The 15082-nt window shown below is 74.9% G+C and carries 10 protein-coding genes; 4 read left to right on the forward strand and 6 right to left on the reverse strand.

Annotation, left to right across the window (positions count from 1 at the left end):
• Positions 1-64: 64 nt before the first annotated feature.
• The 3 genes from AB0C17_RS14260 to AB0C17_RS14270 are packed head-to-tail and all read right to left on the reverse strand — an operon-like array spanning position 65 to position 5149.
• Positions 65-1588, reverse strand: coding sequence for a class I SAM-dependent methyltransferase (locus tag AB0C17_RS14260; protein WP_357478764.1), 1524 nt, complete (start codon positions 1586-1588; stop codon positions 65-67).
• A 34-nt stretch (positions 1589-1622) separates the two neighbouring features.
• Positions 1623-3431, reverse strand: coding sequence for an ABC transporter ATP-binding protein (locus AB0C17_RS14265; protein ID WP_357478767.1), 1809 nt, complete (start codon positions 3429-3431; stop codon positions 1623-1625).
• The gene (locus AB0C17_RS14270) at positions 3428-5149 is read right to left on the reverse strand and encodes an ABC transporter ATP-binding protein (protein WP_357478770.1); all 1722 of its coding nucleotides are present in this window, start codon (positions 5147-5149) and stop codon (positions 3428-3430) included. The genes AB0C17_RS14265 and AB0C17_RS14270 overlap by 4 nt, the downstream gene beginning before the upstream one ends.
• Before the next feature lie 171 nt (positions 5150-5320).
• On the opposite strand from AB0C17_RS14270, the gene AB0C17_RS14275 reads away from it, so the two are divergent.
• A complete protein-coding gene (locus tag AB0C17_RS14275) occupies positions 5321-7306 on the forward strand; it encodes an acyl-CoA dehydrogenase (RefSeq protein ID WP_357390914.1) in 1986 nt (661 codons plus the stop codon).
• On the opposite strand, the gene AB0C17_RS14280 is transcribed toward AB0C17_RS14275, so the two are convergent.
• The 3 genes from AB0C17_RS14280 to AB0C17_RS14290 form a co-directional block, all read right to left on the reverse strand.
• A complete protein-coding gene (locus AB0C17_RS14280; RefSeq protein WP_357478773.1) occupies positions 7303-8319 on the reverse strand; it encodes a hypothetical protein in 1017 nt (338 codons plus the stop codon). The genes AB0C17_RS14275 and AB0C17_RS14280 overlap by 4 nt on opposite strands.
• Positions 8316-8654, reverse strand: coding sequence for a PadR family transcriptional regulator (locus tag AB0C17_RS14285; RefSeq protein WP_357390918.1), 339 nt, complete (start codon positions 8652-8654; stop codon positions 8316-8318). Before AB0C17_RS14285 ends, AB0C17_RS14280 begins: the two co-directional genes overlap by 4 nt.
• A gap of 94 nt (positions 8655-8748) precedes the next feature.
• Entirely contained in the window at positions 8749-9093 is a 345-nt protein-coding gene (locus AB0C17_RS14290; protein ID WP_357478776.1) for a hypothetical protein, read from the reverse strand.
• Between the two features lie 291 nt (positions 9094-9384).
• Here AB0C17_RS14290 and AB0C17_RS14295 point away from each other — a divergent pair, with 291 nt between their 5' ends.
• The 3 genes from AB0C17_RS14295 to AB0C17_RS14305 all read left to right on the forward strand — a co-directional run bounded on the left by AB0C17_RS14295 (position 9385) and on the right by AB0C17_RS14305 (position 15078).
• Positions 9385-10614 (forward strand): cellulose binding domain-containing protein, encoded by a 1230-nt coding sequence (locus AB0C17_RS14295; RefSeq protein ID WP_357478779.1) that lies wholly within the window; start codon positions 9385-9387, stop codon positions 10612-10614.
• A gap of 289 nt (positions 10615-10903) precedes the next feature.
• The gene (locus AB0C17_RS14300) at positions 10904-13066 is read left to right on the forward strand and encodes a BTAD domain-containing putative transcriptional regulator (RefSeq protein ID WP_357478782.1); all 2163 of its coding nucleotides are present in this window, start codon (positions 10904-10906) and stop codon (positions 13064-13066) included.
• Positions 13063-15078, forward strand: coding sequence for a BTAD domain-containing putative transcriptional regulator (locus tag AB0C17_RS14305; protein WP_357478785.1), 2016 nt, complete (start codon positions 13063-13065; stop codon positions 15076-15078). Before AB0C17_RS14300 ends, AB0C17_RS14305 begins: the two co-directional genes overlap by 4 nt.
• Positions 15079-15082: the final 4 nt, after the last annotated feature.

Genomic DNA, 15082 nt, shown 5'->3' on the forward strand with positions numbered 1-15082 from the left:
AGCACCAGTACCCCGGCGCCCGCCGGCCCGGCCGCACCACGGCCGGCTCCGGCGACGCCGGTGATCAGGCGTTGCGCGGGCGGTGGGCGACGGTGAGGACGTGGGTGGTCGGCCAGTCCAGCGGCCGGCCGTCCAGGTCGGTCAGCGACGCGACCGGCGCGATCCGATTGTCGAGCACCCAGTCGTTGCGGACCGGGGCCGAGGCCGGGCCGATCTCGAAGCCAACCTCGGTGAGCAGGTCGGTCCAGTCGGCGAAGCTGAGGCCGCAGAACTGCTCCCTCGTCTCCGACAGCCAGTTGTCGGTGTAGTCCTTGCGGGTCAGGTAGTCCATCGCCGCGCCCAGGGCGATGCGGACCGCGCCGCCGGCCAGCGGCTCGTAGGCGAGGCCGAACGCGAAGTCCACGGCGAACTGGTCCAGCCGCGCCCGCGTCGACAGTCCGGAGACGTACCGCCTGACCTCGGCCGAGGACAGGTCGGCAAGATCACGGCGGGGTGTCGCCGGGTTGTCCCCGTCGTCGGTGGCGAGCCGCAGGATCACCGGCCGGCCGCCGTCGTCGGGTCCGCACACGTCGCTGTTGATCCACACGCCGCCGGGTGCGGTGTGGTCGTGGATGCGGCGGGCGAACTCCAGCAGCGACTCCCGCTGCCGCCCGTACGACCAGATCTCGTGGGTGAGCGCGAAGGTGAGCGTGGTGTCCACCGAGCGGTCCTTGAACACCGCGCCGCCGAGCACGTTGCGCTGGAAGAAGTAGACGTTGGCGTTGCGGAACACGCCCTGCGCCTTCTTGTGCAGGCACTCCTGGTAGAGGTGGCGGGCCACCTCCACGCCGATCAGGTCGCTCTCCCGCAGCGCGGCCTCCCGGTCGGCCAGCTCCAGCACCGAGCCCGCGCCGCAGCCGATGTCCACGATGCGGCCGGGCTGCACGTACCGGCGCACCGAGTCCCACTTGCGGTGCGCGGCCGAGGCGAACGCCTCCACGTACGTCCGGTAGTCGCGGGTCACGGTGAGGCCGCCCTCGTCCCCGACCAGCGGGTCGTTCACCACCGACCGGATCGCCTCGACCAGCCGGTAGCGCTCGAACACGTCGATCGTCGCCGGGTGGGTGAGCGTACGCCAGGTCTCGTCGCCGGCGGCCAGGCGCAGCAGCACGTCCCACGGCCGTTCGGGCGTCTCCGGCAGGTCCGGGTCGGCCTCGACCGGCGCGATCGGGAAGCCGAGCCGCTCGTACAGCTCGGCGACCTCCGGGGTGGAGCAGGCCACCACCGTGTCGGCCGGGACGAGGTCGATGCCGGTGGCCACCGCGATGCTCTTGAGCGTCACCTCCGCGAACGCGTCCGTGTACGCGGTGTCGAAGATCGGCACGGCCAGCGAGCGCAGCCCGGTCAGCACGCTGAACCGCTCGATCGCGGCCTCCCGCCTGTGGTACGCGACGGGATTGCGACGGGTGTTCTCGTGGTTGGCCGACGTCACCGCCCAGACCACTGTGGCCTCGTCACCGGCGAGCCGGCTCAGGTAGTCGGCCTGGAACCGGGTCAGCAGGTGGTGCCGCCCCGGGAAGAGCACGAAGCGGGTCGGCAGGTCGGTCATGGGCACCTCGCCTGGGCCGTGGAGCGGTCGGTGATCATACCGGGACGCGCCAGGAGCGCCACAGGTGCCCGTACCGGCCGTCGGCGGCGAGCAGCTCGTCGTGCGTGCCCTGCTCCACGATCCGGCCGTGGTCGAGCACGACGATCCGGTCCGCGCCGACCGCCTGGCTGAGCCGGTGCGCCACGATCAGCGTGGTCCGCCCCCGCGTGGCCGCGAGGGCCGCCCGGTCCAGGTCGCGGGCTCCGGCGCTGCCGGCCTCGGCGGTCGCCTCGTCCAGCACGGCCACGGCGGGCGCGGTCAGCACCAGCCGGGCCAGGGCGACCTGCTGGGCCTGCGCGGCGGTGAGCCGGTGACCGCCCTCGCCCACCGCCGTCGCCAGCCCGTCCGGCAGGGTACGCAGCCAGGTGGTGGCGCCGACCCGGTCCAGCGCGTCGAGCAGCTCGGCGTCGGTCGCGTCCGGGGCGGCCAGGCGCAGGTCCTCGGCGAGCGCACCGGCGAAGACGTGCACCTCCTGGCTGACCAGCGCCACGTCGCGGCGGGTGGTGGCCTCGCCCGTCCCGGTCAGCGGCACGCCGTCCAGGCGTACCGATCCGTCGGTGGGCGCGATGATCCCGGCGGCGATGCCGGCGAGCGTGCTCTTGCCGGCGCCGCTGGCACCGACGAGCGCGACCCGCTCCCCCGGCGCCAGGCGCAGCTCGACGTCGGCCAGCACCAGCGGGCCGTCGTCGTAGTGGTGCCGGCGCACCGTGACGTCCAGCGCCGCCGCGCCGCGCGGGCCGGCGGGCCGGGCGGCCGGGCCGGACGCGGTGGGTGGGCCGGACGCGGCGGGTGGCGCGGTGTCGGGCAGCTCGGCCACGCCGACCAGCCGGGCGAGGCTCGCGCCGGCCTGCAACACCGAGTCGGACTCCATCAGCAGCAGGCCGATCGGGTTGAACAGGCGGTGGAAGTACAGCGCGGCGGTGGTCGCCGCGCCGACGGTGACCAGGTCGTCGCGGACCAGGAAGAACCCGGCCACCAGCACCGCGGCCAGGCCGAGGAACTCCGACCTGTTGATCCGCAGCCCGAAGCGGGTGTGCAGGTTGAAGATCTCCAGCGACAGGTCCCGCGCCACGCCGGAACGCTCGGCGATCGCGGCCACGTGCGCGTCCTCGGTCCGGTACGCGCGCACCGTCGCCGCGCCGCGCAGCGCGCCGGCCATCGCCTGCGTCCGCTCGCCGGTGGCGATCCGCTCCCGGGCGTAGTGCGGCGCCGAGCGCCGCAGGTACCAGCGCAGCGCCAGCGCGTACGCGGGCGCGGCGACCAGCCCGGCGAGGCCGAGCCGCCAGTCCAGCGCGACCAGCCCGAACACGGTGAGCACCACGGACAGCAGCGCGCCGACGAACGCGGGGCCGCTCACCGCGATCACGTTCGTCACCACCGCCACGTCGTCGCCGACGCGGGCCAGCAGGTCGCCCGTGCCGGCCCGCTCCAGTGTCGCGGACGGCAGGTGCAGCGCCCGGTCGAGGACGCGCTCACGCAGCCGGGCCAGCACCGTCTCGCCGAGCCGGGACGCGAGCGCGGCGCCGAGTGCCGTGAGCAGGCCGGTGAGCACCGCGGCGGCGGCGATCACCGCCACCCGGCCGGCGACCCGGGAGGCCGGGGCGTCGGCGATGACGTCGTCGACCAGGCGGCCGAGCACCCAGGGGGCGACCAGGCCACCCGCGGCGGCGACGACGAGCACCGTCGCGGCCGCGGCGCTGAGGCCCGGCCGTTCGCGGAACCGGGCGGCGAGCGTGGTCCAGGTCTGCCGGGCGGACGCGACAGGCAGCAACGTCCGGCCGGGGGTACGCGGGTCGGCGGTCACCGCAGTGTCTCCTCGCGGTAGCGGGTGTCCTCGGCGAGCAGGCGCTCGTGCGGTCCCTCGGCGGTCACCCGGCCGTCGGCGATCACCACCACCCGGTCGGTGATCCGCAGCAGGGCCGGGCTGCTGGTGACCAGCACCGTGCCCCGGGGCGCCGCCCGGCGCGCCCGCGCCAGTCCGTCGGCGAGCTGCGCCTCGGTGGCCGCGTCGACGGCGGTGGTGGGGTCGTGCAGCACCAGCACCGGCGGGTCGGCGTGCAGCGCCCGCGCCAGCCCGAGCCGCTGGCGCTGCCCGCCGGAGAGGTTCGCGCCCCGCTCGACGAGCCGGTGCTCCAGGCCGCCGGGGTGCGCGTCCACCACGTCCTGCGCCGCCGCGGCCCGGACGGCGGCGTGCAGCTTCGCCTCCTCGCTCCGGGCTCCGGCGGCGAGGTTGGCCGCCACCGTGCCCTCGAACAGCGTCACGTCGTGCGGCTCGACGAGCACCGTGCCGCGCAGCGCGTCGACGTGCAGCTCGTCGGCGGGCACGCCGTCGACGCGTACGGCGCCCCGGCGCTGGTCCGGCGGCACCCGCCCGGACAGCAGCGCCACCAGCGCCTCGGCGTCGGCCGGGTCGTACGCGAGCACACCGACCATCTCGCCGGGGCCGACGCGCAGGCTCACCCCGTCCAGCCCGGCGTGCCCGACGTCGTCGAGGGCGAGCCGTGGCCCGTCCGTGTACGGCGGCGCCGCGGCGTCGCCGGGCCGGGTCAGCGGTTCGGCGCCGAGCACGCGCGCCACCCGGGCGGCCGAGGCGCGGGCCATCGCGAACAGTTGCACGCAGTAGCCCATGGTCTGCACCGGCTCGGCGACGAACTGCGCGAGCCCGACCACTGTGACCAGCTCGCCGATGGTGAGCCGCCCGCGCAGGGCGAGCCAGCCGGCCACCCCGGCCACCGCCGCGAGGAACAGGCCGTTGGCGGCGGTGGTCAGCCCGAGGTGCAGTCCCTTGGTGTTCGCGGCGCGCAGCGTCACGGCGAGGGCGTTGCGGCTGGCGGCGGCGTACCGGCCGGCGGCGTGGTGCTGGGCGCCGATGCCGCGCAGCACACGCAGGCCGGAGACGAGGTCCACGGCGAGCGCGGTGGTCTCCGCGAGCGCCTCCTGCTGGGAGGCGCTGCGCCGGGACAGCAGCGGCGCCATCCGTTGCAGCACCAGGACCAGCACCGGCACGCCGACGAGCACGCCGAGCCCGAGGGGGATGTCGATGACCAGCAGCGCGGTCGCCGCGACGGTCAGCGCGGTCACCGCCGCGACACCGAACCCGGCCACCCGCACCACGTACGCGGAGAGTTCGGCGTCGGAGGCGGCGACGGAGAGCAGTTCGCCGTCGCGCAGGCCGGAACGGTGCCCGCGCGGGTCGAGCGCACGCTCGGCGATCTCCACCCGCAGCAGGTGCGCCTCCCGCTCCACCGCCGCGAACGCCTGGCGGGCGCCGTTGCGGTAGGCGAACGCGAGCACGGCGAACAGGGTGGCGAGGCCGGCGACCGAGTACGCCAGCGCCCACGGGTCGCCGGTCACCACGGCCCGGTCGATGATGACGCCGATCGCCACCGGCACGAGCGCCTCGGCGACCTGGTGCAGGCCGAGCAGCGTCACGCCGATCAGCACCGGACGCCGCTGACGGCGCAACGCCTGACGGAGCACGTACCGGGCCGTGACGGCGCGGCCGGCGGGTTGCGGGGACACGAGGGGACGCCTCCAGTGCTCGAAGTGAGGACAGCCTAACCTCAGCCCCGGAAGCGACCGAGGCGGGTGGCACGGCTCACCACGGCCTCCGCCAGCGGGGTCCGGTGACCGCCGGTAATGTTGATCAGGCCGAGAGTGCACCCAAATGTCCGCTGCCCCAGAGGAGCGACCATGCTCGATCACGCGTCCGGCCGAATCGACATCGCCCGCCTCCAGGAGACGCTCGACGGACCGTGGTCCGAGGTCCGCCAGGCCCACCGCAAACACCTCGACGAGCGCTTCCTGCCGGTCTACGGCGAGACCGGCGACCAGGCGCGGGAGCGGATCACCCGGCTGCTCGGCGAACTCCCGGTCGAGCTGGGCATCGCCGCGGGCTTCCCGGCCGAGTACGGCGGCCGGTCCGACATCGGCGCCTCGATCGTCGCCACCGAGATGCTGGCGCAGGTCGACCTGTCACTCATGGTGAAGGCCGGCGTGCAGTGGGGCCTGTTCGGCGGCGCGGTCGCCGCCCTCGGCACCAAGCGCCACCACGACGCCTACCTCCGGGACATCGTCGAGGGCCGTCTCTTCGGGTGCTTCGCGATGACCGAGACCGGTCACGGCTCGGACGTGCAGCAGCTGCGCACGACCTGCGTGTACGACCCGCTGACGCAGACCTTCGACCTGCACACGCCGCACGAGGCGGCGCGCAAGGACTACATCGGCAACGCCGCGCGGGACGGGCGGATGGCCGTGGTCTTCGCCCAGCTGATCAGCGGCGGGCACCGCCACGGGGTGCACGCGTGGCTGGTGCCGATCCGCGACGAGCACGGCAACCCGATGCCCGGCGTGAGCATCGGCGACGCCGGCCCCAAGGCCGGGCTGCTCGGCGTGGACAACGGGCGGCTCAGCTTCGACCACGTCCGGGTGCCCCGGGAGATGCTGCTGGACCGGTACGCGCAGGTGGCCGAGGACGGGACGTACTCCAGCGCGATCGAGAACGACTCGCGCCGCTTCTTCACCATGCTCGGCACGCTGGTGCGGGGCCGGGTCAGCGTGGGCGGCGCCGCGTCGGCGGCCACCAAGGCGGCGCTCGCCATCGCGGTGCGCTACGGCGACATCCGCCGCCAGTTCAGCGACGGCGACGGCGACCGCGAGGTGCTGCTCAACGACTACCTGGCCCACCAGCGCAAGCTGCTGCCCGCGCTCGCCACCACGTACGCGCTGCACTTCGCCCAGACCGAGCTGGTCGCCGCGCTCGACGAGATCCAGGGCGGCGACGGGCCGGTCGACGAGCACCGGCAGCGGGAGCTGGAGTCCCGGGCCGCCGGGCTCAAGGCGGCGCAGACCTGGCACGCGACGCGCACCATCCAGACGTGCCGGGAGGCGTGCGGCGGCGCCGGATACCTGTCGGAGAACCGGCTGCCCAGCCTGAAGGCCGACACCGACGTGTTCACCACGTTCGAGGGCGACAACACGGTGCTGCTCCAGCTGGTCGCCAAGGGGCTGCTGACCGGCTACCGGGACGAGTTCGGCTCGCTGGACGGCTGGGGACGCGCCTCCTTCGTCGCCGAGCAGGTACGCGAGATGGTGCTGGAGCGCACCGCCGCGCGGGCGCTCATCGCGCGGCTGGTCGGCGCCGTGCCGGGCCGCGACGACGAGGTCGCGGTCACCGACCGGGGCTGGCAGCTCAAGGTGTTCGAGGACCGCGAGGAGCACCTGCTGGACAGCGCGGTCCGCCGGCTGCGCGGCGGCGCGTCGACGAAGAAGGACCGTCCCTTCGACATCTTCAACGACGTGCAGGACCACGTCCTCGCCGTCGCCGCCGCGCACGTCGACCGGGTGACCCTGGAGGCGTTCGTCGCCGGCATCGACGCCACCGCCGACCCGGCGGTCAAGGAGCTGCTGTCCCGGGTCTGCGACCTGTACGCGCTGAGCGTCATCGAGGCGAACAAGGGCTGGCTGCTGGAGCACGGCCGGCTCACCCCGGCCCGGTCCAAGACGATCACCAGCGTGGTGAACGGGCTGCTCAAGGAACTGCGGCCGTACATGCGCACGCTGGTGGACGGTTTCGCCATCCCGGACGCGTGGCTGCACGCCGCGATCCTGCGCGAGGAGCCCGGACGCCAGGAGCAGATGGCCGCCCACGACGCGGAGGCACAGGCAGCCGCCGGCTAGGGCCGGCCGTGGCGCCACGGCCGGCGGTCAGGCGCCGGGGCCGGCGCGGGTCGCGGTCGTACCGGCGGATCCGGCGTCCCGGCCGGGTCGGCCGCGGCGGCCCGCGACGCGGCGTACCCGCTCGCGCCGATCGCCAGGTAGAGCCCGCCGAACAGCCAGAACGCGGCGAACAGGAAGCCGCGCTCGGCCATCGCGAGGGTCATCACGAGTGCCCCGGCCACCGCGGTCACCGCGTAACCGGCCCGCATGCCGTACGCGCACAGCGCGCCGACGGCGAGTGGTGCGGCGATCCACAGCGCCGCGCCCACCCAGCCGACGCCGACCGAGCCGCCCGCCGACGCGACCGCCACGAGCACGCCGGGCATCGCCACGAACCCGCCGGTCAGGTAGTGCCACCACCGTCCACCGGCTCCGCGCCGCAACGCCCACGGCACCAGCGCCGCCGCACCGGCCACCAGCGCGAGCGGGAAGTAGTACAGGCCGATCTCGCCGGACGCGCAGGCGAACAGCGCCAGCACCGCCGCGCCGGCGAACCGGGCCGCGCCGCGGACCCGGTCGGGCAGCACCAGCGGCGCGGCCGCGAGGAGCGCCGGCAGCACCGTGAGCATCGCGATGCCGGGGCCGAACCGGCGGACGAGGCCCTGCTCGCCGGAGTCGGCGCCGAGCGGGTCCACCGGCACGGTGGTCGGCAGCAGGAAGCTCACGCACACGGCGATCAGCACACCGGCCGCCACCGCTACCACTGACAGCATCCGGGCGGCCCGCTCCGCGCCGTCCTGGACCGGCAGGCCCAGCTCCTCCCGCGCCTGGCCCGCCACCTCGTGCGGCTCGCCGAGACCGGCGAGGATCTCGGCGATGTCGCGTCCACCGTCCAGCGCGTCGGCGATGTGCGCGCGGACGTCCGCGACGATCTCGCCCGCCGCGCCCGCCGCGCCCGGCGGGACCTCGGACAACTCCGCGTCGAGGGCCCGCAGATAGGTCTCCGCCGCCTCCGGGAGGCCGTCGTCGCTCATGTCTCCTCCGCCATCAACTCGTCGACGTGCGGCTGGATCTCCCGCCACACCCCCGCGAACAACCGCAGGTGCGCCCGCCCCTGATCGGTGATCGTGTAGTACCGCCGGGCGTGCCCCTGCTCGGGCGCCACCCACCGGGTCTCCACGGTGCCCGCCTGCCGCATCCTGGCGAGCAGCGGGTACAGGCTGCCCTCGCTCGCGGTCAGGCCACGGACGGCGAGCCACTCGGCCAGTTCCAGGCCGTACATGTCGCGCCGCGCGAGCAGGGCGAGCACGCAGAACTCCAGCACGCCCTTGCGGATGTTCGTGGTGATCCGCTCGCGTGCACCGTCCATGCTTCGCAAGATACCTTGCTATGCAAGACCTCTGACGCGAGGGGTCCGCGGCACGCCACGCTCGCGTGCCGCGGACCGGCGTCGCGGGGGTCGCTCAGAGCGTCCGGTACGAGCCGAAGGTGCCGCGCGTCGTCCAGCCCCGGAAGAGGCCGAGCCCGTACCCCTCGCCGCCGCAGTCGGCGGATTTGTAGCCGATGACGTTCTGGAAGCCTCCGCTCCAGGCCAGCAACCAGTCGGAGTCCGCCGGGAAGGGGCGGCAGAGGCCGTCCGGCGCGGCCTGCCGGGCGACCACGGCGAGCGGATTGCTGGAGTAGAAGACCAGGCCCGTGTCGGGGTTCGGGATCGTCGCCGGCTCGGCGGCGGCGGGCATGGCGAGCAGCGGGACGGTCAGGGCCGCGGCGGCGAGACCGGCGGCGATTCGCATGGTGGACGTGCGCATTCTGTCCTCCAGGGACGGTGGGCGGCCAGGGAGGGGCGGCGGTTTCCCGCCCCGCCAGGAGCGATGCGCATCGATGCCAACCGTGCCGGAGAAAAGTTGAGTTGTCAACCAAATCGGCGCCAGACATCGACCGACGCGCATTGACACATTTGGTTACGGCGGTGATAGTAACTGCAAAGCTCCCGCCGGTCCCCCTGCGGGGACGCACCCGGCGGCGCCACGCCGACGTGGCCGACAGACCGCCACCACCACCTCCCAGGGAGCGCCGTCACGACGTCCCCTGGAGGACGCATGAGAACAAGATCGAAGATCTACGCCGGGCTGGCGGCCGCCGTCGTCCCGATCGCCTCGGTGATCGTCGCGCTCGGCGCGACACCGGCGGGCGCCGCGATCGGCGGCTCGGGGCCCTACCCCGCCGACTACGAGACCTCGTCGAGCCTGCCCAACCACACCATCTTCCGGCCCCAGACGCTCCCGTCCGAGCGCCTTCCCGTCCTGGTGTGGGGCAACGGCGCGTGCTCGGCCAACGGCCTCTCCCAGGGCAACTTCCTGCGCGAGATCGCCTCCCACGGCTTCCTCGCCATCGCCAACGGCGCACCGAACGGCTCCGGCTCCACGAACTCCCAGATGCTCACCCAGTCCATCGACTGGGCGGTGGCGGAGAACTCCCGGTCGGGCAGCAAGTACTACAACCGGATCGACACCACGAAGATCGCCGTGGCCGGGTTCTCCTGCGGCGGCCTGGAGGCGTACGCGGTCTCAAACGATCCGCGCGTCACCACCACCGGCATCTTCAGCAGCGGCCTGCTCAACGACGCCGACGACTACCAACTGCGCAGGCTGACCAAGCCGATCGCGTACATCGTCGGCGGGCCCAGCGACATCGCGTACCCGAACGCGATGGACGACTGGGGCAAGCTGCCGCCCGGGCTGCCCGCCTTCATGGGCAACCTGAACGTCGGGCACGGCGGCACGTACGACCAGCCCAACGGCGGCGAGTTCGGCCGGGTCGCGGTGCTCTACCTCAAGTGGCGGCTGAAGGGCGACATCGGCGCCGGGGCCAACTTCGTCGGCCCGGACTGCGGGCTGTGCCGCACCCAGTGGAGCGTGCAGCAGAAGAACCTGACGCTCGACGGCCCGCCGCCCACCACTCCCCCGCCCACGACCCCGCCGCCCACCACGCCGCCGCCGACGACGCCCCCGCCCACCACCCCGCCGCCCGGCGGGGCCTCCTGCACCGCCGTCTACGCCGTCCAGGACCAGTGGAACGGCGGCTTCGTCGCCAACGTGACGGTCACCGCCGGGAGCGCCGCGCTGACCGGCTGGCGGGTGACGCTCACCCTGCCCGGCGGCGCCGCGATCAGCTCGCTGTGGAACGGCGTGCCGAGCGGCACCAGCGGCACCGTCACGGTGGCCAACCAGAGCTACAACGGACGGCTCGGCGCGGGGCAGACCACCACCTTCGGATTCCAGGGCACCGGCAGCGGCGGCGGCGCCACCGCCACCTGCGCCGGCAGCTGAACCACCTCGGCGGGGGCCGGCGCCGGACGCCGGCCCCCGCCGAGGTGAGTATCGTCTCGCCGGTACGCCCGGCCGCCCGCCGATCCCTCGTGGACGGTCTGGACCGGCCTCGCGAAGACTGCCTGCTAGCGCGACCACCGGCGGCCGGAGGTAAATATTTCGCGCACCGGAAAGCCCTGTGCCGTAAGCCTTCCGGCCATCCACACGAAGTTGACATGGTAGATGGTTGGGCTAGGGTTCCGCCGAACGGTTGTCACCGAGGCAGGTATCCGGTCACCACGAGGACGGCATGACGGCACAGTGCAGTGGCTTCGACATCCGCTTGCTGGGCAGTCTCCGGATCACGTACGCCGGGCGGGAACTGCCACTGCGCTCGGCTCAGCGCCGGGCCGTCTTCAGCGCGCTGGCGCTCACCCCGGAGCGGGGCCTGTCCCGGGACGAGCTGATCGCCGCCGTCTGGGGTGAGCATCCCCCGGCCAGCGCGACCGGCAACCTCTACACGTACGTCTCCGCCCTGCGCCGCATGCTCGAACCGGACCGCCACAGGTGGTCCTCCGGCGGGGTGCTCACGTCCGAGGGCGGCAGCTACCGGCTGCACGTCGACGCCGACGCTGTCGACGTGCACCGCTTCGAGCGGTTACGGGAGCGCAGCCGCGCGCCGCGCGCCGCCGGAGACACGACCGGTGAACTGGCCGCGCTGGACGCCGCACTGGCCGAGTGGCGGGGCGACGAGGCGCTCGTCGGCGTACCGGGACCACGAGCCGCCGGCCATCGGATCCGGCTCGGCGAGCTGTACCTGACCACAGTGGAGCGGCAGGCCGAGCTGATGCTGGGCCTCGGACGCGGCGCCGAGGTCGTCGACCGTCTGCTCGCGCTCGCCGGCCGCCACCCGGCCCGGGAGAGCCTGTACGCGGTGGCCATGCGGGCCCTGGCCGCGCAGGGGCGTACCGCCGAGGCGCTGGCGCTGTACGCCGCACTGCGGGACCGGCTGGTCGAGGAGGCCGGCACCGAACCCGCCGCCGCGCTCCGGCAGATCCACGAACAGCTCCTGGGCGGCAACCCGGCGCACCCGCGCGCCCCCGGTCCGGCGCCGTCCCGGCACCCCGGCTTCCGGGGTCGCTCCGCCGCGCTGGCCCGCCTGCGGTCGGCGGTCACCGGCCTGGCCGGCGGACGCGGCGGCAGCGTCTGGGTCAGCGGCGAGGCCGGCATCGGGAAGTCCGCGCTGCTGGCCGAGGGACTGAGCGGCGCGGCCCCGCTCGGCGTCCGGGTCGGCTGGGCCGTCGGCGACGAGCTGGCGTACCGGATGCCGTTGAGCATCGTGCTGGAGTGCCTGTCACTGGGCGACGACGGCCTGCCCGCCTCCTTGCACGCCTGCACGGGCGGGGCGCCACCGACCATGACCGTGATCGACACGGTCCAGCGGTTCGTGGTCGCGCGGTGCGCCGAACGGCCGCTGCTGCTGGTCCTCGACGACCTCCAGTGGGCCGACGACATGTCGCTGCTGATCTGGCACGCGCTGCACAAGCTCACCACGCGGCTGCCGCTGCTGCTCGTCTCCGCCGCCCGCCCGGTGCCGGCCGGATACGAGGTGCGGCTCCTGCGCCGGGTGCTGCCCCGCGACGGCACCGCGCTGATCGAACTCGGGCCGCTGGACGACGACACGGCGGCCGGCCTGGTGCGCGCCTGGTCCCGCCCGCCCGGCCCGGATCTGGGCACCGCGCGCTCGTTCGTCGCGGCGGCCGCCGGGAACCCGTACTACCTGCGGCATCTCGTGCTCGCCGACCGCGACGGCCGGACCGCCGACACGCCCGGACCGGAACTGACCGACGCCGTCTCCCGGCACCTGCAACCGCTCGCCGACGACACCCGTCAACTGCTGCGGGCGATCGCGTTCCTCGGCAACAACTACCTGGTGACCGACCTCGCAGCGGTCACCGGCAGATCGGCGCCGGAGCTCCTGCCGGCCGTGGAGGAGGCGCTGGCCGCCGGCCTCCTCGTCGAGGACGGACGCCGCCTGCGGTTCCGGCACCCGGTCATCCGCCGGGTCCTGCGCGGCGCTATCCCGACCGCGCTGCGGGTGCTGATGCACAGGCAGTTCGCCCAGCGGCTCGCCGAGGCCGGCGGCGACCTCGGCCGGGTCGCGGGCCAGTTGCTGGCCGGGCCGGTGCCGGTCGACGCGTGGGTGCAGGACTGGCTCACCGCGCACGCCGCGCAACTGAGCGCTGTCGCCCCCGCGCCCGCGATCGCGGTGCTGCGGCACGCCGTCGCCGCACCCGGCCTCTCCGCACCGGCCCGCGAGCTGCTCACCGCGCAGCTGGCCCGGGTGCTGCACCGCAGCGGGCTGCCCGCCGGCGCCGAGGCGAGCTGGGTGTCGGCGCACACCGGGGACGCCGCGACGCGCGCCGAGATGGACCGGATCGCCGTCGGGACAACGGTCTCCGGCCAGCGGTGAGAAGACTGCGCGTCACCGTTCTGGGGCCGGTACGCGCCTGGAACGGCGAGGTCGAGATCGACCTCGGCCCGGCCCGGCGGCGGGCCCTGTTCGCGGTGCTGGCGGCGAACGCCAACCGCCCGGTCACCCGCACCGAGCTGATCCGCGCGCTCTGGGGCGAGTCGGCGCCGAGCACCGCGGCGGGCAACATCTACACCTACGTCTCCGGGCTGCGGCGCGGCCTCGGCCCGGCCGGAGGGCTGCGCTCCGGCCGGACCGGCTACACGCTGCGCCTCGAACCGGGCGCGCTGGACGCCGACCGGTTCGAGAGGCTGTGCGAGGCGGCCGGGGCGGCGGCCGCCGCCGGGCGGTCCGGGGAGGCAGTGGCCCTGCTCGACGAGGCGCTCGCGCTCTGGCACGGCGAGGCGTACGCGAACGTCACCGGGCTCTTCGCCGACCTCGACCGGCACCGCCTGACGGAGCTGCGGATCGCCGCGGCGGAGCGGCGGGCCCGGCTGGTCCTGGCCGACGGCGGCGACGACGCGCTGATCGCCGAGCTGACCGGCCTGGTCCGCGACCACCCGCTGCACGAGCCGTTCCACGAGCTGCTGATGGGCGCGCTGCACCGGGCGGGCCGGGGTACCGAGGCGCTCGACGTCTTCCACGCCGCACGCCGGGTGCTCACTGCCGAACTCGGCGTCGAGCCGGGCCCGGCCCTGCGCGGGCTGCAGAGCCGCATCCTCGCCGAGCCGACGCCGGCCGCCGTTGCGGCACCGGCCGCCTCGGCAGCCGTGGCGGCGCCCGCCGTACCGCCGCGGGGTGCCCTGGTCGGACGCGACGGCGACCTGGCGTTGCTGGCCGGCCTGCTGGGCGCGGGCCGCAGTGCGATCGTGTGGATCGAGGGCGAGCCGGGCATCGGCAAGTCCGCACTGCTCGACGCCGCCCTGAACGAGGCGCGGGCGCGGGGCCACCGGGTCGCGCGCGGCGTCGCCGAGGAACTCACCAGCCGCATCCCGCTGCACGTGATGCTCCGGGCGCTGGCCCTGGAGGACGCGCCGCACGAGGACCCGGCCACGGCCGTCGACCGGGTGCTCGACCACGTCCGGACGCTGACCGCCACGGGCCCGCTGGTGCTGGCCGTCGACCATCTCCAGTGGGCCGACGAGGTGAGCCTGCTGGCCTGGGAGCGGATGGCCGCGCTGACCCGGTGGCTGCCGCTGCTGCTCGTCGCGACCGCCCGGCCCGAGCCCGGTCGCCGCGACCTGGCCCGGCTGCGGCGCGGGGTGAACACCCGCGACGGGCACCTGATCCGGCTCGCCCCGCTGCCCGCGCCGGACATCGAACAGATCTTCGGTACGACGGTGGGCGTGCCGCCCGGCGCCACTCTGCGGTCACTGGCGCCGCTGGCCGCCGGCAATCCGCTGTACGCCCGGGAACTGGTCGCCGGACTCGTGGCGGAGGACGCGGTACGGGTGGTCGACGGGCTCGCCGAGGTCGACGCGCGCGCCGACGACATGCCGCGCTCGCTCCTGGACACCGTGCGGGCCAGCCTCGACCACCTCTCCCCCGGCGCCCGGGAGGCGCTGCGTTACGCCGCCCTGCTCGGCGGCGAGTTCGCCGTGGCCGAGGTCGCGGCGGTCACCGGACGGTCGCCGTTCGACCTGATGGCCGGGCTGGAGGAGGCGGTCGCCGCCGACGTCCTCGTGGCCGCCGGCAGCGAGCTGGCGTTCCGGCAACCCGTGCTGCGGCGGGCGCTCGCCGCAGGCATCCCCGCCGCGCTGCGCCCGACGCTGCACCGGCACGCGGCGCAGGCGCTCGCCGAGAACGGAGGCGCGCTCATCCGGATCGCCGAACACCTGCTCGCCGGTCCGCCCGAGGTGGACGAATGGCTGGTCGGCTGGCTGGTCGCGCACGGCGACGAGCTGTTCCGCCAAGCGCCGGAGGCGGGCCGGGAACTGGTGCGCCGCGCCCTGGCGAGCCGCCGGCTGTCGCAGGCGCAGCGGGCGACGCTCGCCGCCCTCCGCGACGGGTAGGCCC

The sequence above is a fragment of the Micromonospora sp. NPDC048887 genome, from assembly GCF_040649715.1.
Taxonomy (GTDB): Bacteria; Actinomycetota; Actinomycetes; order Mycobacteriales; family Micromonosporaceae; genus Micromonospora.